Source organism: Candidatus Paracaedibacter symbiosus (assembly GCF_000757605.1).
Lineage (GTDB): Bacteria > Pseudomonadota > Alphaproteobacteria > Paracaedibacterales > Paracaedibacteraceae > Paracaedibacter_A > Paracaedibacter_A symbiosus.
Genome location: NZ_JQAK01000004.1, coordinates 227,007 through 246,685 on the forward strand (window position 1 = coordinate 227,007; position 19,679 = coordinate 246,685).

General features: G+C 42.9%; 18 protein-coding genes and 1 pseudogene. 8 read left to right on the forward strand and 11 right to left on the reverse strand.

Going from position 1 to position 19,679, the window contains the following annotated elements; genetic code table 11:
- Positions 1–97: 97 nt before the first annotated feature.
- Positions 98–1,003: pseudogene (gene rfbD / locus IG80_RS0109550) on the forward strand (dTDP-4-dehydrorhamnose reductase).
- 168 nt (positions 1,004–1,171) lie between these two features.
- The gene (locus tag IG80_RS0109555) at positions 1,172–1,597 is read left to right on the forward strand and encodes a hypothetical protein (protein WP_032113811.1); all 426 of its coding nucleotides are present in this window, start codon (positions 1,172–1,174) and stop codon (positions 1,595–1,597) included.
- Positions 1,598–1,624: 27 nt separating this feature from the next.
- Here the strand turns inward: IG80_RS0109555 and IG80_RS0109560 are convergent, their stop codons facing one another.
- From IG80_RS0109560 to IG80_RS15225, 9 genes are all read right to left on the reverse strand, one after another.
- Positions 1,625–2,059, reverse strand: a complete 435-nt coding sequence (locus IG80_RS0109560) for a hypothetical protein (RefSeq protein ID WP_032113812.1) — start codon at positions 2,057–2,059, stop codon at positions 1,625–1,627.
- A gap of 412 nt (positions 2,060–2,471) precedes the next feature.
- Positions 2,472–3,284: an enoyl-CoA hydratase-related protein gene (locus tag IG80_RS0109565; protein WP_156962157.1), complete on the reverse strand. Its 813-nt coding sequence runs from the start codon at positions 3,282–3,284 to the stop codon at positions 2,472–2,474.
- 10 nt (positions 3,285–3,294) lie between these two features.
- Positions 3,295–4,116, reverse strand: coding sequence for a bifunctional DNA-formamidopyrimidine glycosylase/DNA-(apurinic or apyrimidinic site) lyase (gene mutM / locus IG80_RS0109570; RefSeq protein WP_032113813.1), 822 nt, complete (start codon positions 4,114–4,116; stop codon positions 3,295–3,297).
- Between the two features lie 28 nt (positions 4,117–4,144).
- On the reverse strand, positions 4,145–4,507 hold the full coding sequence (locus IG80_RS0109575; protein WP_156962158.1) for a hypothetical protein: 363 nt from the start codon (positions 4,505–4,507) through the stop codon (positions 4,145–4,147).
- Between the two features lie 153 nt (positions 4,508–4,660).
- On the reverse strand, positions 4,661–5,398 hold the full coding sequence (locus IG80_RS0109580) for a hypothetical protein (protein WP_032113815.1): 738 nt from the start codon (positions 5,396–5,398) through the stop codon (positions 4,661–4,663).
- A gap of 31 nt (positions 5,399–5,429) precedes the next feature.
- Entirely contained in the window at positions 5,430–6,485 is a 1,056-nt protein-coding gene (locus tag IG80_RS0109585) for a hypothetical protein (RefSeq protein ID WP_032113816.1), read from the reverse strand.
- Positions 6,485–7,537, reverse strand: a complete 1,053-nt coding sequence (locus IG80_RS0109590; RefSeq protein WP_032113817.1) for a type II secretion system F family protein — start codon at positions 7,535–7,537, stop codon at positions 6,485–6,487. Before IG80_RS0109590 ends, IG80_RS0109585 begins: the two co-directional genes overlap by 1 nt.
- A complete protein-coding gene (locus IG80_RS0109595; protein WP_032113818.1) occupies positions 7,521–9,089 on the reverse strand; it encodes a GspE/PulE family protein in 1,569 nt (522 codons plus the stop codon). Before IG80_RS0109595 ends, IG80_RS0109590 begins: the two co-directional genes overlap by 17 nt.
- Before the next feature lie 278 nt (positions 9,090–9,367).
- A complete protein-coding gene (locus IG80_RS15225) occupies positions 9,368–9,571 on the reverse strand; it encodes a hypothetical protein (protein ID WP_156962160.1) in 204 nt (67 codons plus the stop codon).
- Positions 9,572–9,617: 46 nt separating this feature from the next.
- Between IG80_RS15225 and IG80_RS0109600 the strand changes: the two genes are divergently transcribed.
- Positions 9,618–11,579, forward strand: coding sequence for a transglycosylase domain-containing protein (locus IG80_RS0109600; RefSeq protein WP_156962161.1), 1,962 nt, complete (start codon positions 9,618–9,620; stop codon positions 11,577–11,579).
- 120 nt (positions 11,580–11,699) lie between these two features.
- Here IG80_RS0109600 and IG80_RS0109605 read toward each other — a convergent pair whose 3' ends face one another.
- Positions 11,700–12,059 (reverse strand): DUF488 domain-containing protein, encoded by a 360-nt coding sequence (locus IG80_RS0109605; RefSeq protein WP_032113819.1) that lies wholly within the window; start codon positions 12,057–12,059, stop codon positions 11,700–11,702.
- Positions 12,060–12,129: 70 nt separating this feature from the next.
- On the opposite strand from IG80_RS0109605, the gene IG80_RS0109610 reads away from it, so the two are divergent.
- The 5 genes from IG80_RS0109610 to IG80_RS0109630 all read left to right on the forward strand — a co-directional run bounded on the left by IG80_RS0109610 (position 12,130) and on the right by IG80_RS0109630 (position 18,478).
- Positions 12,130–12,744, forward strand: coding sequence for a uracil-DNA glycosylase family protein (locus IG80_RS0109610; RefSeq protein WP_032113915.1), 615 nt, complete (start codon positions 12,130–12,132; stop codon positions 12,742–12,744).
- Positions 12,745–12,985: 241 nt separating this feature from the next.
- The gene (gene pyk / locus IG80_RS0109615; RefSeq protein ID WP_032113820.1) at positions 12,986–14,419 is read left to right on the forward strand and encodes a pyruvate kinase; all 1,434 of its coding nucleotides are present in this window, start codon (positions 12,986–12,988) and stop codon (positions 14,417–14,419) included.
- A 2-nt stretch (positions 14,420–14,421) separates the two neighbouring features.
- A complete protein-coding gene (locus tag IG80_RS0109620; RefSeq protein WP_032113821.1) occupies positions 14,422–16,212 on the forward strand; it encodes a M3 family oligoendopeptidase in 1,791 nt (596 codons plus the stop codon).
- 2 nt (positions 16,213–16,214) lie between these two features.
- The gene (locus IG80_RS0109625; RefSeq protein ID WP_032113822.1) at positions 16,215–17,534 is read left to right on the forward strand and encodes an ABC1 kinase family protein; all 1,320 of its coding nucleotides are present in this window, start codon (positions 16,215–16,217) and stop codon (positions 17,532–17,534) included.
- A gap of 293 nt (positions 17,535–17,827) precedes the next feature.
- Positions 17,828–18,478: a protein-L-isoaspartate(D-aspartate) O-methyltransferase gene (locus IG80_RS0109630; protein WP_032113916.1), complete on the forward strand. Its 651-nt coding sequence runs from the start codon at positions 17,828–17,830 to the stop codon at positions 18,476–18,478.
- A gap of 338 nt (positions 18,479–18,816) precedes the next feature.
- Here IG80_RS0109630 and IG80_RS0109635 read toward each other — a convergent pair whose 3' ends face one another.
- Positions 18,817–19,614, reverse strand: coding sequence for a hypothetical protein (locus IG80_RS0109635; RefSeq protein WP_032113823.1), 798 nt, complete (start codon positions 19,612–19,614; stop codon positions 18,817–18,819).
- Positions 19,615–19,679: the final 65 nt, after the last annotated feature.

Consider the following 19,679-nt stretch of genomic DNA (forward strand, 5'->3'; position numbering starts at 1 on the left):
CTTCAAGAACGACTAAGTAACCTAAAAAGACTCTAGGCATAAAATTATATTTTCATTACAATGAGCAGAAACTTTATAATAAAAGTCTTATCCCCAGATGATCGTCAAACAAAAGAAAAAAATTATTATTACTGGGGCTAAAGGACAGTTAGGCGCTTCTCTTTGCCGCTTTCGGTGGCCAGAATCTTATTTCATTTACCCGCTAGATCATTCTCAGCTTGATATAACGGATATGGATGCCATTGAAAAGGTGTTGTCTGCTTTGAAGCCAGATTGCATTGTAAATACAGCCGTTTATGGTATGGGGGAAGGGGCAGATACTGAAAAATCATTTCAAACTAATAGTCTTGCTTTATTATCTCTAGCCTCATTTTGTAAAAAAAACCAAATTCCGTTGATTCACTTTTCAACAGACTATGTTTTTGACGGGCAGCAAAAATCTCCTTATAGGGAACAGGATTCTAAAAACCCCTTGAACGTGTATGGGAGCAGTAAATATGCAGGTGAGCTTATTGTTCAACACATTGCCCCTCTCCATATTATTTTAAGGACTTCTTGGCTATATGGCTCTTTAGGAAAAAACTTCATGCGTTGGATTTGGGAATCAAGCCATATGGAAAAAGAACTAACCATTATTAATGATCAAATTGGCTGCCCGACAAACGTGTTAGACGTGGCAGAGACGACAATTAAAATGGTCTGCCAACAGCTAGAAAAACCTCTGGCAGAGGGATGGGGTCTTTATCATTTATGTGGTTAAACCCCGACTTCATGGTATGAGTTTGCTGTATTTATTCTCGATGAAATTTCTAAATATAGGTCTGTAAAGCTAAAGATCAGTCCTATAGCAACGAAGGAGTACAGAGAGAAGTTTCCTAAAATTATCTTGAGACCTCTCTCCTCTGTTTTAAATTGTGATCGAATTCGAGAACAGTATTCAATCCCCCAAAAATGTTGGAAAGAAAGAGTAAAACAAGTTTTAAAGGATTGGGAAACCTTTTAGGGATATCCTCTTGAAAAGATATTCCCAGTTTTAAAGAATACATTTTAAGGAAGCTTTCTGAGAAGAGTAATGCCTCCTCTTTCTTGCCCTTCCCTCCTCACTTAATAATCATATTTTAAGCATTTCCTTCTATATTAATAATAAAATATTCTATTTATTAGGTAGTACATGGAAAACATATTTAAGGCGAGGTATTTTAAACAAGGATTGTTAATAACCGCATTCGCAGTACTAAGTAGCGGCCTCTCCCATTCTTTTCCCCAATTACAGCTCTTACAACAGCAATTACAAGCCGCTCAATCAACACTAGGCCAAGAGCAAGCTGCCCATCAACAAGTTTTACAGAACTTTAACCAGTGCCAGGCAGATAGAGCCGCTGCCGAAAATCAAGCTGCTCAGCTTCGTGGTCTTCTACAACAAACCGACGTGGATCACACGGCGGCTCTCCAACAAGTACAAGCCGTTCATGCAGCCGATCTCCAACAGCAACAACAACAGGTACAAGCGGCTCTTGCAAGGGAACAACAATTACAAGCCGCCCTTCAACAAGCTCAACAGGGTGGAGGTAGTCCTCAACAAATAGCCGTCTTGTAACAAGAAATTCTTCGCTTACAAAATCAGTTAAATCAAGCTGGAGGAGGTAACCCCGGAAATGCCGTTATAGCCAGCGCGCGCAGTGATCGCATAGCCAATACCTCTGGTAAAAATTGCGACTTGGTTACCGTTAAATCCCGGTGTTAAATCTCTAAAAACACTTTGTTCATAAGGACCATAGGCAAAGGATCCCTCCAGAGAAAACACTAAATTTGTATGGCAGGGTACATAACGATAGCCTGCAAATAAAGCGGCCTCAAGACTTGTATCCCTCATTCTCTTATTAGGAAAAAGGGTGAGAGTGAACAAGTTATTACTAATAGAATCTGTTCTTTTACCAAAAAGTTGGGAGACACCAAAGCTTGTTCCTACATAGACCCCCTTATCGTGGAGAGAAGCAGAGGCAACTGAAGAAGTAAAACCTAAAGTAATACCAGCTAACATAATAGATTTAAAAGCCATATTCACGGAGTCTATCTTTCATACTGAATGTCTTAATATTTTTTAATACAAATTTTATTTAAATGATAGATACTGTTCAATGTTTCTTATATTAAGATAAGCAATTTAATTACGGGAGAGAGGTGGTTAGAGACCCAAGGGATATATTAAGGGCGAGAGAGCTAGGTTCTGTGCACCTAATTCATGCAAAGATAATTTTGAGACATTTTTAGCTGAAAATGAGGCCAAATTTCGATGTCGTCGTTTATCTACTTCGAGAAATTTAGGGAAATTTGCAAGCAAATAAGGCCAAAATGAATTGTGGGAAACGAGGTACACAGAGCCTAGACGTTTTGAAGAATATCTCCCCCGCCTGGCTGTCTCCCTTGAACTTGGTTGGAGAGAGACAGGCGGAAGGATTTCTAAACAATCTTTAGCGGTGTTTGAAGGTTGCCGGCCGCTTTTCCGCAAAGGCTGCCATGCCCTCTTGGCGATCTTCCAGGGCAAAGGTTGACTGGAATAATCTTCTTTCAAAGCGAATGCCACCAACAAGTTCGGTTTCTGTTGTATGACGAATTGCCTCTTTAATCATCCGCACTACAGGAGCTGAAAAATGAGCGATCTTTGTTGCCGCTGCTAATGTTTCTTTAAGCAAGTCTGCATCTGGGTATACGCGTGAGACAAGGCCAATTTGTTCGGCTTCTTTAGCCTGAATGATCCGTCCAGTGAGGCACATTTCCATGGCTTTTGTTTTACCAATAAGCTGGGTCAACCGCTGTGTTCCACCAGCACCAGGCATTGTCCCAATAGTAATCTCTGGCTGACCAAACTTTGCAGACTCACCAGCATAAATGATATCACACATCATAGCAAGCTCACAGCCACCCCCCAACGCATAACCTGAAACAGCAGCAAGGACTGGTTTTTCACATTGCGCAAGGCGTTCCCAAGGATGAATGAAGTCTTTATCTGTGACATCACTAAAGGTTAAATGGCGCATTTCAACGATATCAGCGCCCGCGGCAAAGGCTTTTTCACTCCCCGTCACCACAATAGCACCGATGCGAGAATCATTTTCTGCCTGGTCGAGAGCCGCATTTAATTGCTGAATCAGTTTTTTACACAGCGCATTGAGGGCCGCTGGACGACTCAGTCGCAACAACATTACTCGATCATGAAATTCAACCTGAATTAATTCTTCGTTTATCATACCTTGCTCGGCCTTTGAACTTGAGACTGCAGACATGGATATCTCCTTATTTTTGGCACCTCGAACAATAAAATGTCGAGCGACCACTTTGAACTACACGACTTATTGTGCCGTCACATTGAGGTGTTTGACAAGCCTCTCCCGCACAATCGTAAACAGAAAAATGATGTTGAAAGTAGCCGAGCTTCCCGTCAATCTGTTTATAATCCTTCAATGTTGATCCGCCCACCGCAATGGCGCGACGCAATACACCCTGAATTTCGGGCAGCAATCGCTGCCAATCTTGTAAGCTGAGTGAGTTTGATTCCCGAAAGGGGCTAATGCCGGCCGCCCATAAACTTTCACAAACATAGATATTTCCCAGCCCTACCAGTCGCTGTTGCTCTAAAAGCGCAGTTTTAATGGGGCGTTTTGAATTTAAAAATAGCTGATGCGTCATCGCTACTGTCAGATCTGGATCGAGAGGCTCTTTGCCTAACTCTTTACAATAAGGACTTGTCTCCACTTGAGCGGTGGGCAACACGGCCATATACCCAAACCGGCGCGGATCATTATAGGCAAGTATCAATCCAGAACTCACTAGCAATAATAAGTGATCGTGCTTTCCTGGAGTCTCTTTTACTTCATGAAATTTGCCGGACATACCTAAGTGAATCAACCATGTATCCGCCGTTGATAGATCTATTAAAATATATTTAGCACGCCGCCGAATTCCCAAGATGGTGGCGCCTTGCAATCGCTCTGGCATTAAGTAAGGAAAAGGATAGCGCAAATTCTCTCTTCTGAGAGTAATCTCTTGGATCTGCTGATCCGATAAAACCTTTGCCAATTCTTGGCACACAGTTTCAACTTCGGGAAGTTCTGGCATTATTCATTATCCTTAACATAGACTTATGTCAATTTTGTGTCGCAGAGCCTAAGCTTAAAACTATCGTTTTTGCGGGCACCCCTCCCTGGTCTGCTGCGATCATTTCAATCCGATCATGACAAACCTTAACTATTTTATATTGGGAGGGGTTTTCCCCATAGGAAAAGCGTTGGCCATTCAACCACACACACCAACTTTCTTCCCCACTAAAAACAATTCCATCTAGGCGAAGCTTGGCATTTCCTGTTTCTTTTAGGGAGGTTTGTGTTGTTAATTTTGCTTCATCTGTTGCCATGCCAATGGCTTCTAATTCTGCCGGACTCAGCATCATTGAATCGGCCATCGCCTGCACACAAAACACAGCATATAGTAAAATTATTCTTATAGTCATGCTTTAAAGATTACCTTTTAGAGAGTTATACCGATCGCCTTTCACCTCCTCCGACGTCATTGCGAGGAAAAAGTGAGGTGGCAATCTCTTGTCCGTATTCGCGAGGAGATCCTCACGCTTTTTTCGAAGGCTAATGGTGATGATTCTGTAGTTTCAATCACGACCGGGATAGTTGAAGATTAACCATTCAAACTCTATCACAGCTTCGACTAAATGTCCTCCTTGACCAGATTTAATCTGTGACAGCAACATATCATCTAAATCGCGACTGCGGTGCAATTTTACCATCTTTATTCCAAGAACTCCAGTGAGTTTGTTTGATAAATGCTGCAGGAAGGCAAAAATCTGTTCATCGCTCATAGCCGTAATTGTAAGGTTTCCAGGTTTAAAGGAAACTCCCTCTTCTGTCGTCAGATCATGGATTTGACCAGTTTTAAGGGTCACTCCGTACACTCGACATAAGGAATAAAACGCCGTCTTCATTTTAATGTTGGTGAAATGAAAACTAGGTATTAAGAGTTGAAACTGTTTCCAGCGTTCAGTTTCTTGTTGGGGAAGTTTTTGCAATTCATTTTCTAAAGAAATTTGCTGATTTAATGCTTGTTTTGACTGATAATAGGGAACAAGAAATAGTGTCAAACTCCCAAAAATAATTCCCATTCCCCCCATCAAAGCAAGCGATAACGTCATCAGTTTTGTGAGCTGCCACAACCCTTTATCTGTAGGTTTTATTTTCACAGCCAAACCCTTAAATATTTCTTCCAAAGCACCATAATGAGCTTTCGAAGAAGGCTGAATGATCTCCTCTCGATGAGAGAAAAAGATTGCCCCGATATGGCCAAAACCTCGCAAGGATGGTATCTGGCTATAACCTAGCTGGATTTTTTTCATCAATTTCTGCCACACACTTTTCACTTTATACTCATCCTGAGTGTTTCTCCCCAAACTGAAGAATATATTGATGCGGCGTTGATTCTGATTCACGAAGTTTGCTGTCCTGTAAGTGGTTTTCAATCCATTCTCGAATGGTCGGAATTTCAGCGAGAAAATAAGGACTTACAACAAATGCGACCGTCCATTCTCCCTGTTGCCACACCATATCTGTTGCGACGATTTTTCCTGGAAATTGGTGAAACAGGTTTTGGATAGCTGCTGCTGAAAATGCCTTGTTTCTCGATTGGAAAGTAAGGAAATCTTTAAATTGTAATAACTTTTCCCGCTCTTCTACCATCAAAGACTGGGAAGGATTTAAACTTGTCCATGGGTTATAATCGATAACAATTGTGCCGGCCATCCATAAAAAATACAAAGACACCGTTACGCTTGTCGCAATCCCCGCCAATAAACTCCCCACAGTTGCTATATACCGCCGACTTTGCCGCTGCTTGGCAGCCAGCCTCTCTATTAAAGGAAAATCTGGGGTCTCCAAGAGAACCCCATGCCTATGATACACCTCTTCGCGCAGATCAGATTCCTCTAAGACTAGCTGGGTCAACTCTTGTTTATTTTCACCACTATCAATTTCAAAGCCATAACGTCGCAGATATAGTGCAACGTCTTTTAATTGTTGCTGATGATTTTGCCCTTTTGACTGATTCCAGAAAGTAAGCCCGTCTTGCCTCAAGTGAAGATATTTTGTATCAGCAAAGGTCACACAGCTGATCCTCTCAAGAGAAGAAGATCCAGAACCAACCAATTGGGGCAAGAAAAAGACCGCGCGAACAATGCAAGGAGAGTCTAATATTCCTCGTACCATTTGCTGCTGCCAGGTAGTGAGATAGATATGCTGCAAACACTGATGTGTCTGCAAAAACTGAATGGGGTTAATGACAAGAAGAAGCGGTTTCTGGACAAGCTCAGGAATCATCTCAAGGCTTTTCCCCTCCAGACGTGCTCCATCTGTCAGCATCATCACCCAATGATCTGTCTCAAGACACATTACCGCCGCATGCGTGAGTTTATTAAACCATTGTCTCATCAAATGTTCCCAATTTGGGCATACATCGGCAGTAAAATGGAAACGATAACCCAAATCAAAATTGTCCCCATTATCATAATGAGCACCGGCTGAATACTTTGAATACGACGGTCCACCTCAATCTTAAATTGAGCCATTTCAAACTCGACGTATTCAGCCAAAATCATTGGCAATCTTCCCGTCTGTTCCCCAAGATCAAAAAGGACTCCCAAGGTTGGATGGCGCTTTAAAACATCCCTTAACGCAATGGAGAGTTTTTCACCCTGAATTAAGCGATTTTTTCCCTCTTGTAATTGAAACGCACGCCACCTATTGGGAACAACCTTGATTGCCTGGTGCAAACTGATAAGCACATCCACACCCGAATCTAAAAGAATTGTAAAAACACGGATAAAAGTAACCATAATCAGTTTATCATAGAGCCTCCCAAATCCAGGTAGATGGAGGAGCTGTTTTTGGAAAAACAACCGATAACTCTCAAGATTTGGCACCTTCAATTTTAAAGTCAGATAACTGATTATTCCCAGCCCCAAAACTCCCGCCATCACATGGGGAACAACTGTCGCAAAACTAAGCAGGAGTCTTGTAGACAGCGGAAGTTCGTGAATGCCGAGTGAGGCAAGGTAGCCCTGCAACTGAGGAATAATATGCTGACACACCAGATAAAATAACAGCCCCATCACCCCCAATAAAATTGATGGATACCGCAGCGCACTCGCAATGGTTTGTCTTGTTTGCAACTGCCATTTTAGGTGCTCAGTAATCATAGAAATGACTTGTGGGTAATCCCCCTTTTTCTCAGCAATCGCAATCATTTCAACCACATCAATACCAAAAATGTCCTTGGCTTGACTCAAAGCATGACTTAATTTTTGACCACTTAAAAGATGAAGCTCAATCGTTCCTAATATTTCTGGCCACGGTTTTTTGTGAAGCACTTTGGCAAGCTCGCGAAAAGCCAATACAAGGGGTAAACCTGCACTTAAAAAATGCTTCAAATAGCTCCAGAATAGGATCATTTCTGGTAATTTGGGTTTAGAGTGAGGCCACATCGATATCTCCCAGAACACGCCGTAATTCTGCCTCGTTGGTTATCTTTGCGTCAATCAATGCTTGTGCCTGCAGCAGTAAAGTCACATGACCTGTCTGCTGCCCCCATTGTTGCAGAAGATGGCGATCAGCTGTCGTGGCAAGAAATTGACGTAAAGCAGCATCCACCAGTTGAATCTCTGCTATCACCCGCCGCCCCCTATATCCACTATTTGTACATGTTAGGCAACCTTTCCCACGACAACTCCCACATAATTGCCGCACCAACCGTTGGCTCATCATACCCAATAAGGTACTTGATAAACTGAGTGGATCTACGCCCAACTCCTTTAATCTCAAAGGAATAGAAGACACATCATTCGCATGTAAAGTTGCCAGCACTAAATGCCCTGTAAGGGAGGCCTGAACTGCTAAATGCGCTGTTTGGCTATCGCGAATTTCTGAAATATAAAGGACATCAGGATCATGCCTCAATAAAGCCCGTAAAACTTCTGCTATCTGCATTCCACCGGGTTGGATTTCACTTTGACGAATACCAGGGATAACATATTCCACCGGATCTTCCACAGTGACTACATTGCGACTGGTCCATTCAATTTCGTTTAATAATGCATAAAGTGTGGTGGTTTTCCCCGATCCTGTAGGCCCAGCAATTAAAAACAATCCTTGGGGCTGTTGAACAAGGTGCTGTAGTCGTTCTGATTGATATTTAGGAAATCCAAGTTGTTGGAGCTGCAGCATTCCTTTTGTTTTACGTAAAACACGAATCACCACACTCTCGTCATGGATGGTTGGCACCACCGATAAACGACAATCGAGAGGTTCCCCGCCAATCATAAAATCAAAGCGGCCATCTTGTGATTTCCGAGTCTCAGAAATATCAAGCTTGCCCACAAGTTTTAAGTACACAGCTAATCGTTGCCAAACATCGGCATGTAATATCTGCTGCTTTTGTAAGATACCGTCAACGCGATAATAGAGCTGGACTAATTTTGGCTCCGGCACAAAGTGGATATCTGAGGCATTTTTTTGAACTGCTTCACTCAAAATTGTATAAAGAAGCGGCTCAACTGCTGTCTCTAGTGTTTTCGGCTGTAGGGAGACTTGCCCTTGATATTGAGCAAAAATTTCTCGCAAAGTAGCAAGGTAAAAAACAAGATCCCACTTGTCACTTAATAAGCGATGTAGCTGATCTTTAATAAAAATATTTTCAGGGTCGGCTAAAGCGATATGGAGTCGATCCCCTTCAGTTCTAAACACCAGAGCATTCAGCTTCATGCCTCTCTCTAAAGGCAATATCTTCAAACACTCTGCGGCCACCTGACCCTTGCTCAAATCAACGTAGGGGTAGTTTAAAAATTCTGCCAGTAATGGATAGAACTCTTCTACTTTTAAAAAACCTAACTCCAAGAGAATATCACCCAACAAGCGGTGATAACGTTTTTGTTCGCACAGGGCTACCTCTAACTCACTCTCACTGACTACCCCTTTTCGGATAAGATAATCGCCTAAACGATCGCGCGGTGGAAGAGAGGAAGAACTGTTGGCATGCATGAGTAAAAATGAGTTATGTTTTTGCTTGAATTTAACGATTTTAATTTTTTAAGCAATCTAATTTTTACTTCCCCCTTTTTTGGAGAAAGGATAAAACTGATTAATTAAAAAGAGGTTGTTTCTTAAAAAAAAATGATTATACATAGACTAAGCTGAGTTCAGCATAAGGGAATTTCTCCCCTATCATCGTTGAACTATAAAAAATTAAGTATTACACTTTCAAGGTTCGTCTTCCAGTTCGATATTGAGTATACAGTGCAAAAAAAACCCCCAAAACTTTACGTCACCGATCGTCCAGCTTTTTCATCGCGTAAAAAAAAGTCGCGTGGTTTTTCGTTGCCCAAATTCAATTTTGTAGGCGTCATAAAAGTCCTTAGTTCTCTTTTTTCGAAGAAAAAAACACACTCTTCCCAAACGCCGTCTAAGCGGCCTAAATCTCCCCGTAAAAAAGGTGGTGATAAATTCTCCATTAAATGGGTCATTTTTAAAACCTTTGCGACTCTATTTATTTGGCTTGGATGCCTTGGCATGATTGGAATTCTATGGTTCAGCTACGACCTTCCTGATGTGAATCATCTCCAGGCAAGCGTTCGCAAACCAGGAGTTACCGTCCAGGCGCAAGACGGCACTATCATCGGCACCTATGGTGATCTTTACGAAGATATGGTCAAAATTAGCGAACTTCCCCCTTATGTACCACAAGCTTTCATGGCGATTGAAGACCGTCGGTTTTACAGCCACTTTGGTGTCGACCTTATTGGTCTTGTTCGCGCAGCCTACACAAACTATAAAGCCAATCGGGTTGTTCAAGGTGGGTCGACTTTAACGCAACAGCTCGCCAAAAATTTCCTTTTTACGCAAGGAATGTATGACATTCAAGATCGGTCACTCCGCCGTAAAGTCCAAGAAGCGATTATGGCGTTGTGGTTGGAATGGAAATTTACCAAAGAACAAATCTTCACCATATACCTCAACCGCGTCTATTTTGGCGCAGGTACCTATGGGATTGAAGCAGCTTCCCGCAAATATTTTAATAAATCTGCTCGCCAGCTGACTGTTTATGAAGCAGCTGTTATTGCTGGCCTTCTTAAAGCACCCTCTCGCTATTCACCAACCAATAGTCCGAAAAAAGCCCGAGAACGAGCCACCATTGTACTCCATCAAATGGCAGACGCGGGTTATATTAAGTCAGTTGGTGAGTATTTGCATCAGCAAGATCAGATGCAGCAAGATCAAATTAACCTGCAAGGCAGCCGATTCTTTGCCGATTGGGTTTACGAAAATATTCCAGGACTTATTGGCGCCTATGACCAGGATCTTATTGTTCTCACAACCTTTGATCCTCGTATTCAAAAGCATGCTGAAGATGCCACAAAAGAAACCATGGAAAAGCTGGCGAAAGAGTATAAGACCACAGAAATCTCGCTGGTTGCCATGACACCTCAGGGTGCTGTTAAAGCAATGATTGGGGGAATGAACTATAATAAGAGCCAATATAACCGCGTCACCCAAGCTTTACGTCAACCAGGTTCTGCTTTTAAACCTTTTGTTTATTTGGCCGGACTTGAGGCAGGCATGAGCCCTGATACCATTTTTTCTGATGACCCAGTGTCTATTGGCAAGTGGGCACCGAAGAACTTCCGGAAATATCAATCTATTGGTGAGATTACGATGCGACAAGCTCTCACCAAGTCCGTCAACACAGTTACTGTCCGCATTGCCTTAGAAGTAGGCGCTAAGAAAATTGGTGGAGTGGCGCAGCGTCTCGGGATTACCAGCGATATGATCCCTGATATGAGTATTAGTTTGGGGACAACTGAGGTAACCTTGTTGGAGCTTGTCTCCGCTTATGCTACCTTTGCCAACCAAGGAAAAAGCGTGTGGGCTTACGGAATTTCTGAAATTCGTAATAGAGATGGTGATATTCTTTATCAGCGCGAAAACGTTACTGAAGATCAAGTAATTGATCCAAAACATGTCCGACAAATGAATGATATGTTGATGAACGTGATAAATCATGGAACAGGCCGTGCTGCGCGCCTTAAATGTGGAAGTCCTGGTAAGACCGAGGGAGCACTCCCCATTCAAGTTGCTGGCAAAACAGGAAGTAATGCGGATAAAGATGCCTGGTTTATTGGCTTCACGCAGGAGCTTGTCGCCGGTATTTGGACAGGGAACGACAACAATGCTCCGATGATCAAAAATTCAACGGGCGGTCGCATACCCGCCCAGACCTTTAGTGCCTTCATGTCCCCCATTACGTGTGACAATCCGCCAGCGGGCTCTTTATTACCTGCAGGGGATTCAACTGATAGCTTCGCCCCTTATGATGAACAAGGCGAACCACTAGCAGAATCAATTGTTGCTGGTAAAGGAAAATCGGTGCCCGATGTCGCTTATGCGCCCCCTGGCTCCTCGGTCTTTGATGAGCCAGCTTCCGACGATAGAGCTGCTTTTGATAATTTATTAGATCAAGCAGCTCAGGATTAATATACTGTTCGCCTTTTAGGATAAGGAAATTAGGCCGAGCAGATGTGTGTCGATGTTTTTTACTGAACTGACAAGGATGAGAAGCACCTATCTATAGGAAGCGTTGCAAAGACAAGAACCCTAAAGGGGGAAGGTGCTCAGTATATACTCTTTAAGAGCGTTGGCATTATTGATCTTGTCTCCTTTAGCGCTATAAAGAAGCGTTACATTTTTGGTCTTTAGGAGCTCAATGATTGGGTGTAATAAAGTTTGCTTAGCAGTGAGTTCCTCATGATAACGCTTACAAAACTCGTCCCATTTTGTGGGGACATGATTAAACCATTTGCGTAATGACGCACTTGGTGCTATTTCTTTAAGCCAGAGATCTATTTTGGCATCTTCCTTTTTGATGCCTCGAGGCCAAAGACCATCGACTAAGATCCTGATACCATCTTTATTCTCAACGGGTTGGTAAATCCGTTTAATATTTAATTCTGTCATGATTTAAGTTCTGTGAGCCTCAGTCCAATCATTGTAAGAAGAGACTATTATGGTCTTTAAACGATTAAAAATGAAAAAATGTAATTTAGTCATTGAAGATTCCTCTTTTGAAGCCCATTTAAAAGCGCTTCGATCGTGCCAGAATTGTATTGCCACCCTCCCGTTAGGGCCCAATCCAATTGTCCAGCTGTCTCCTCGCGCGCAGATCCTTATTATTAGCCAGGCACCAGGGACAAGAGCACATGAAACAAGCACGACATTTAACGATCCAAGCGGCGACCGCTTGCGAGAGTGGCTCAAGATGGATCGACAGCAATTTTATAATCCGGAAGAGATTGCCATTATGCCCATGGGATTTTGTTATCCAGGGCGTAATCCTAAAGGAGGAGATTTGCCGCCTGCTTCTGTCTGCGCCCCCCTTTGGCATCAAAAAACATTAAACTACCTACCTAACATTCAACTAATCCTTCTGGTTGGACAATATGCACAAAAACATTATCTGGGTGATAGGCGTAAAAAAACGCTGACCCAAACAGTCAAAGCCTGGCAGGAATTTTTGCCTACGTATTTTCCTTTGCCTCATCCCAGTTGGCGCAATATTGGCTGGTGCGCTGCCAACGAGTGGTTTGAAAAGGAAGTTCTCCCTGAGTTACAAGACAAAGTATGGTCAATTTTGAAACCTTAAAAAGTGGACACTTTTCTTCTTAAGGACCAAGAATTTTGGTTCCTGGGCAGGAAAATTGGAAGAAATCAGAGTGTACGTAAGGGTATAGGAGGATCTCGACCAACTTTTTGACGGCCTCCGGGGGCAAAAGACGACGATTTCGAAGAGGTCTATTGAAAAAATTAACTATCCATCCCCCTCATTCTTAGCTAGTATACCTAGGTATAATCAGGCTATAAGAAACTATCGGGTTGAGTTAAAGATGCTCCGTTCACGAAAAGCTAAAATTGTTGCCACTCTTGGGCCGGCCAGCAATACTTATGAAACCATTAAAAATCTCCATGTTGCCGGTGCGGACGTTTTTCGTTTAAACTTTTCCCATGGAACTCACGCAGAACATCAACAGGTTTATTCAATTATCCGCGATATTGAAGCTGAATTTAAGTCGCCCATTGCCATTCTAGCTGATCTTCAGGGGCCTAAAATTCGCATTCATGAGTTTGAAAATAAATCCATTATGCTTGCTGAAGGCCAGCAATTTATCCTGGATAACGATCCTGCTCTTGGAAACAAAACACGCGTATTTTTGCCCCATCCTGAGCTTTTTCAGGCAATTACCCCTGGCCTTGATTTATTGCTTGATGATGGAAAAGTCAGACTTCACGTCATCAGAGTCACGGCAACCAAAATTGTCACAACAGTGACGGTGGGCGGGGCCTTATCTAATCGCAAAGGCCTCAACATTCCCGGGGTCACACTGCCTATTTCGGCCCTTACCCCCAAAGATCGAGAAGACCTTGATTTTGCCTTAAGTCTGGGTGTAGATTGGGTCGCCCTATCATTTGTCCAACGACCAGAGGACATTATTGAAGCCAAACACATCATTCAAGATCGGGCGCTATTGGTGGCTAAAATTGAAAAGCCAAAAGCACTTGAGCATCTCGTTGAAATTGTCACTCTCACCGATGCCGTCATGGTAGCGCGCGGCGATCTTGGCGTTGAAATGCTCCCTGAAGACGTCCCGAGCGCTCAGAAAAGAATCATCCGTCAGTGTCGTGAACAGGGAAAACCCGTGATTGTGGCAACGCAAATGTTAGATTCTATGATTCACACACCCTCCCCCACCAGGGCTGAAGCTTCAGACGTGGCAACCGCTATTTACGATGCAGTAGACGCGGTGATGTTGTCTGCTGAATCAGCGAGCGGTTCTTATCCAGTTGAGGCTGTTTCCATGATGCATCGCATCATTAAGCAAGTTGAAGAAGATCCGTTTTACTCCTCCATGGCACAGCTCTATCGCCCGACACCCAGAGAAAGCGTCAGCGATGCACTTACAGCGGCCGCTCGTAAAGTGGCTCAAACGATTAAAGTCAAAGCTATCGTCACTTTTACGGAAACAGGAACAACGACATTAATGGAGACCAGAGAACGGCCAAAATCGCTGATCATGGGTTTAACACCAAATCAAAATGTGGCCCGCAGGATGGGATTATTCTGGGGCACCTACCCAGTCCTTGCCAACCAAATTACCTCATTTCAGGAGATGATTTCAACCGCATGTAAGGCAACTTTGTCGGAAAAAGTGGCAGATGTTGGTGATCGGATTATTATTTTGGCAGGCGTTCCCTTTGCCCAAAGCAGTGGTTCCAATATTATGCGCGTTATCGAACTGGAAGCAACTTGTCAGGAGGACTAAGCATGTCACAATTAAACGCAACCGATCTTCCGCGCTGGGATTTAACTGATTTTTACCAATCAATTGATGATCAAGCCATTCTTGCGGAACTGGCGCAGGCAGAACAATTAGCAAAATCGTTCCATCAACGGTTTGAAGCAACCTTTAAGAGCGATAGTTGGTCGCCGACTGATCTTGTTGCCGCCATTGAAGCCTACGAACAAGTTGAAGAATTAATGGGTAAACTGATTAGCTATGCTTATCTCAATTATGCAACTCATTTGACGGATTCGAATGTCGTCAAATTTTTCCAAATGATTCAAGAAAAGATCACTGCTTTTTCAACGCATTTGATTTTCTTTACCCTAGATCTCAATAAAATTGATGAAGCTATTCTGCTGCAAGCCTATGGATCAAATGAGAGTTTGCATCATTATAAGCCGTGGATCGAGAGCTTACGTTTGTTCCGACCGCATCAACTTGACCACAACCTTGAACAACTTTTCCATGAAAAATCTCTTACCAGCCGAAATGCCTGGGTGCGTCTTTATGATGAAACTTTAGCCAGCCTCACTTTTACCTATGAAAATCAATTACTGCCTCTCGCCCAAATTCTAGATCTCTTAAGCCATAAAGAATCACAAGTGCGTAAAACAGCAGCTCTTTCTCTCAGCGAGGGATTAAAGCAACGCCTTCCCCTCTTTGCTATGGTGACCAATGTCTTGGCTAAAGATAAAGAGATTGAGGATACTTGGCGTCAATATCCCCACTCGGTAGCCGCCCGTAATCTTTCCAACCAAGTGGAAGATGAGGTGGTAAATGCATTGGTTGAGGCGGTAAAGCATAATTATAAAAATCTGTCGCATCGTTATTATCAGCTTAAAGCTAAATGCTTGAGGGTTGATAAACTTGACTATTGGGATCGTAATGCTCCCCTGCCAGAAGCAGAGGACAAGCCCATTGCCTGGGATGAGGCAAGGCATATTGTTTTAGAGGCTTACCAAGCATTCTCTCCAGAAATGTCGGAAATTGGGACGCGCTTCTTTACTAAAAATTGGATTGATGTACCGGCTTTAGCCAGCAAACAGTCGGGCGCCTTTGCCCATCCTACTATTCCTTCCGCCCATCCCTATATTCTGTTGAACTATCAGGGCAAACTTCGCGATGTGATGACGCTGGCCCATGAATTAGGGCATGGAATTCACCAGGTTTTGGCATCTGATCTGGGACTGTTTTTAAGTAGCACTCCCCTCACCATTGCTGAAACAGCCTCCGTGTTTGGCGAAATGCTGACCTTCCGTTCTCTCCTTCAGAAAACGACTTCTGTTTCGCAAAAGCGCAGTTTGATTGCTGCTAAAATTGAAGATATGTTGAATACGTCCGTCCGTCAGATTGCCTTTTTTGAGTTTGAACGCGAAGTGCACAATCGTCGCAAAGCAGGAGAACTTTCCGTTGAAGAACTCAATGCGATTTGGATCGAAACACAAGGTGAAGCGCTTGGGCCATGGGTCAATCTTGATCCAGCTTTGATGCCTTACTGGTCCTATATTTCCCATTTTATTCATGCACCGTTTTATGTGTATGCCTACGCGTTTGGAGATTGTTTGGTCAACTCGCTTTATTCGGTTTATCAACAAGGGCACCCTGATTTTGCCGCCAAATATCTAAAGCTTTTACAAGCGGGTGGCAGCAAGCGTCACCACGAACTCTTGGCTCCGTTTAATCTGGATGCGCGGGATTCAGAATTCTGGCAAAAAGGCTTAAATGTCATTATTGGTCTGATTGACGAATTTGAAACATTGATGGATGCCTAAACGTGTTTCAAGATGACTCAACTCTCTTTGGTCGCTTTAAACGTTATGCGCGTGTTTCCAGCGCGATGACGGGCTTAGCCACTCGGCTTGCCGGTGAAAAATATTTAGGGGTAGAAATCGATCGCGAACAACATGCCAAAGACCTGCAGCAACTTTTAGGAGGCCTCAAGGGTCCTCTGATGAAGGTCGCGCAGTTTTTAGCAACTGTCCCCGGCGCTCTCCCCCCTGAATATGCTGAAGAGTTATTGCAGCTGCAATCCAACGCTCCAGCAATGGGCTGGGCCTTTGTCCGGCGACGCATGGCCACAGAATTGGGCGTCGATTGGCTCACCCATTTTACTGAGTTTTCAGAAACGGCTAATGCTGCGGCCTCCCTTGGCCAAGTTCATAAAGCAACCTTATCCACAGGACAACAAGTGGCGTGTAAACTGCAATATCCCGATATGGAATCGGCCATTGATGCGGATTTAAATCAATTAGGCATGATGTTATCGGTCTATCGCAGTTGGAATAACGCCATTGAGACTTCTGACATCAAGCATGAAATTGAAGAACGCTTACGGGAAGAATTAAACTATCTCCAAGAAGCTAAAAACCTTAAGGCGTACAAAAAGATTTTCGTCAATAAGTCAACTGTCGTTCTGCCAGAGGCCCATGATGATCTCACAACACGTCGTTTACTCACCATGTCATGGATTGAAGGCAATCCGATTCTGAGTTTTACTGAGGCCCCTCAAGAAACACGCAACCAAATTGCTCAGAAATTATTTCATGCTTGGTACTATCCTTTTTATCGCTATGCTGTGATTCACGGGGACCCTCATCCAGGAAACTACAAAATTTTGCCGGGTGGTGATATCGGGTTGTTGGATCTCGGGTGCATTCGTCGCTTCCCTAGTACCTTTGTCAAAGGTGTAATTGATCTTTATACTGCTCTTCTTCATAACAATCGCGATCAAGCAGTGGCTGCCTATGAATCCTGGGGCTTTACGAATCTCACCAATGAGGTGATTGATATTATTACCGAATGGGCCAAACTGTTATATGATCCCTTATTGGATGACAAAATACGACCAATCCAAAATGATCTGATGGGCACCGTCGGCTGGGAAACTGCCAATCGCGTCCATGAGCAGCTCAACAAAACAACCGGCATCAAACCGCCGCGAGAATTTGTCTTTATGGACCGCGCTGCCGTTGGCGTTGGATCTGTGATAATGAGGCTGGGTGCGCAGGCAAACTGGTACCAAATTTTCCAAGAACTTATCCAAGATTTTAATGCCGAAGCTGTCGCCAGCCGCCAGCAAGAAATATTGGGATAATCTTTATCATACCTTCCTAGAAACCGCGGAGTTCAAACATTTCATCAGAACACAAGGATGTTTTCCGTGGACCATTTAGAAGAAAAAGATAATTGATGCGCTAGTGAATTGTGTTTGATTCTTCAGCCGAGAAAGGGTCTTTCCTCCCCTTTAATGTAAAAAATATTCAATAATTTAAGTGGTATAAGTTTAATAAAGAGTGATTAAATAAAATTGATGGACAATTACCATGTTTTTATTGGAGAAGAATGTTTTATTTTATTGCCCTCCTAATTGTTGTAGGAGAACCAAAAATGCAGAATGAAAATTTATTTTATGAGTCTCAAAGAACCCGGATGGTTCATGATCAAATTGAGAAACGAGGTGTTCATGATCCAGAAGTATTGAGAGCCTTGAAAGAAGTCCCTCGCCATTTATTTGTCCCTCCCCACCTCAAAGAACTTGCTTACGTAGATTCGTCTCTTCCTATTGGCTATAGCCAAACTATTTCGCAGCCTTATATTGTAGGCTTTATGAGTGAAGCGATTCAGCCCAAACCCACGGATCATATCTTAGAAATCGGAACCGGTTGTGGGTATCAAGCAGCTGTTCTTTCTCGCCTATGTCAAAAGGTTTTTACGATTGAAATCATCGAACCCCTTGCGCAACAAGCTCAAAAACGTTTAAAAGAACTGGGATATACTAACATAGAGATGCGTCAAGGAGATGGTTACGCTGGCTGGCCTGAAGCGGCACCATTTGATGCCATCATTCTGACAGCAGCGCCTGAGAAAATACCAGATCCTCTTTTACAGCAACTAAAAGTGGGGGGTAGAATAGTTCTCCCCGTTGGGAATTATTATAATCAGAAACTTCTACGCCTCATAAAGACAGAGGATGGCTTTCAAGAAGAAGAGCTTATAGCTGTACAGTTTGTGCCCATGACAGGCCAAATTCAGAAATAATAATGCTTTAAAAGAATTTTCAGAAGGAAAACGAGGCTAATCTCTCTGCCATATTCACACGGAAGGGAAAACTCCTTATCTCCTGCATAACAATCTTATCAAGGAAGGGTTTACCTGGAAAGCTGTTACATTAGAAGCAGAGCAAAACACTCCTCAAAAGTGTTGGAAAGTTAACGAAGATAAAACGGCCAATGGCAAATATCCACATATAGTAAAGATGCATATTTATACTCACCCGGATGGCGCGGTTGATAAACTATGAGGGGAGAGAAATCTTCTCCCCCGCAGCTTATGCTTAACTTACGAATAAAAAGGGGGGAAAAACGCCCCCTTCTCCCTTACATAATTGTGCAACAACCACACTTCGTTGGGGTTTTTTTAATAATAGCTTCCTTACCAAGTGCTGCGTCGTTAATCCACGGAAGAAATTCTTTTGATGAAAAATCTCTTGGCAGGTAATTGGCTGCAAGACGATCAGAGGAATTTAAATATCCTAATTGAATCAAACAAGCAGCTACCATTTCACTGCAAAAGAGGCTCGTCAGATTTTCTTTTTTATTGTTACGATCTATAGCATCAATCAGAGCTTGAGCGCTCTTTTCATAGGATTTTCCAAGATTGTCATTAACATATTTAATAACAGCCTCAGAGGACGGTGACTTATCATTAAAGATAAATTGGCGTTGGGCGACCTTGCCATTGTACCCGTCAACAACTTCTTGCCAAAGATGAATTTGAACTTGCGGCCACACACCTTTCACGATGTCAGAAGCCGCCCCTGTCGATTCAAAACCATACAGAGATTGATCTTTTTCATCTTTCAAAATAAGGCCACAGTGTGACCAATCACTATCTGTTGCTGTTCTAATAAAAGTTCCCACCCAATCATTTGCTGAAAACAGTGCGATTCCCCAAAGATTAAGTGGACGCCCTTCAATAAGTTGTTTCTCTTCCTCAAGAAACTCTTTGTTGCCAAATTGGAGTGTTTCTTCGACTTGTTGAAGTATGGTGTTTGGAAGGTTTGATGCTTGGATGTCGTTATTTTTCTCAGCACCTATAGCTGCAGAAAAACTTGATAGAACAATAAGAAAACTGAATAATTTGGGAAGAGGAACAAATTTTTTGTGATACCACATGAGATGACTCGCTTTCTTTTTAAAAAATACGAAAATACACTCTCTTGATATCAGGTATTGTTTAA

Coding starts and splice junctions, on each gene's coding strand:
- IG80_RS0109635 (WP_032113823.1), bottom strand. CDS start 19,614: ATGTGGTATCACAAAAAATTTGTTCCTCTTCCCAAATTATTCAGTTTT.
- IG80_RS0109600 (WP_156962161.1), top strand. CDS start 9,618: ATGATTGGAATTCTATGGTTCAGCTACGACCTTCCTGATGTGAATCAT.
- IG80_RS0109595 (WP_032113818.1), bottom strand. CDS start 9,089: ATGCATGCCAACAGTTCTTCCTCTCTTCCACCGCGCGATCGTTTAGGC.
- IG80_RS15225 (WP_156962160.1), bottom strand. CDS start 9,571: ATGACCCATTTAATGGAGAATTTATCACCACCTTTTTTACGGGGAGAT.
- mutM (WP_032113813.1), bottom strand. CDS start 4,116: ATGCCAGAACTTCCCGAAGTTGAAACTGTGTGCCAAGAATTGGCAAAG.
- IG80_RS0109605 (WP_032113819.1), bottom strand. CDS start 12,059: ATGACAGAATTAAATATTAAACGGATTTACCAACCCGTTGAGAATAAA.
- IG80_RS0109560 (WP_032113812.1), bottom strand. CDS start 2,059: ATGGCTTTTAAATCTATTATGTTAGCTGGTATTACTTTAGGTTTTACT.
- IG80_RS0109580 (WP_032113815.1), bottom strand. CDS start 5,398: ATGAAAAAAATCCAGCTAGGTTATAGCCAGATACCATCCTTGCGAGGT.
- IG80_RS0109610 (WP_032113915.1), top strand. CDS start 12,130: ATGAAAAAATGTAATTTAGTCATTGAAGATTCCTCTTTTGAAGCCCAT.
- IG80_RS0109620 (WP_032113821.1), top strand. CDS start 14,422: ATGTCACAATTAAACGCAACCGATCTTCCGCGCTGGGATTTAACTGAT.
- pyk (WP_032113820.1), top strand. CDS start 12,986: ATGCTCCGTTCACGAAAAGCTAAAATTGTTGCCACTCTTGGGCCGGCC.
- IG80_RS0109575 (WP_156962158.1), bottom strand. CDS start 4,507: ATGACTATAAGAATAATTTTACTATATGCTGTGTTTTGTGTGCAGGCG.
- IG80_RS0109555 (WP_032113811.1), top strand. CDS start 1,172: ATGGAAAACATATTTAAGGCGAGGTATTTTAAACAAGGATTGTTAATA.
- IG80_RS0109590 (WP_032113817.1), bottom strand. CDS start 7,537: ATGTGGCCTCACTCTAAACCCAAATTACCAGAAATGATCCTATTCTGG.
- IG80_RS0109630 (WP_032113916.1), top strand. CDS start 17,828: ATGCAGAATGAAAATTTATTTTATGAGTCTCAAAGAACCCGGATGGTT.
- IG80_RS0109585 (WP_032113816.1), bottom strand. CDS start 6,485: ATGAGACAATGGTTTAATAAACTCACGCATGCGGCGGTAATGTGTCTT.
- IG80_RS0109565 (WP_156962157.1), bottom strand. CDS start 3,284: ATGTCTGCAGTCTCAAGTTCAAAGGCCGAGCAAGGTATGATAAACGAA.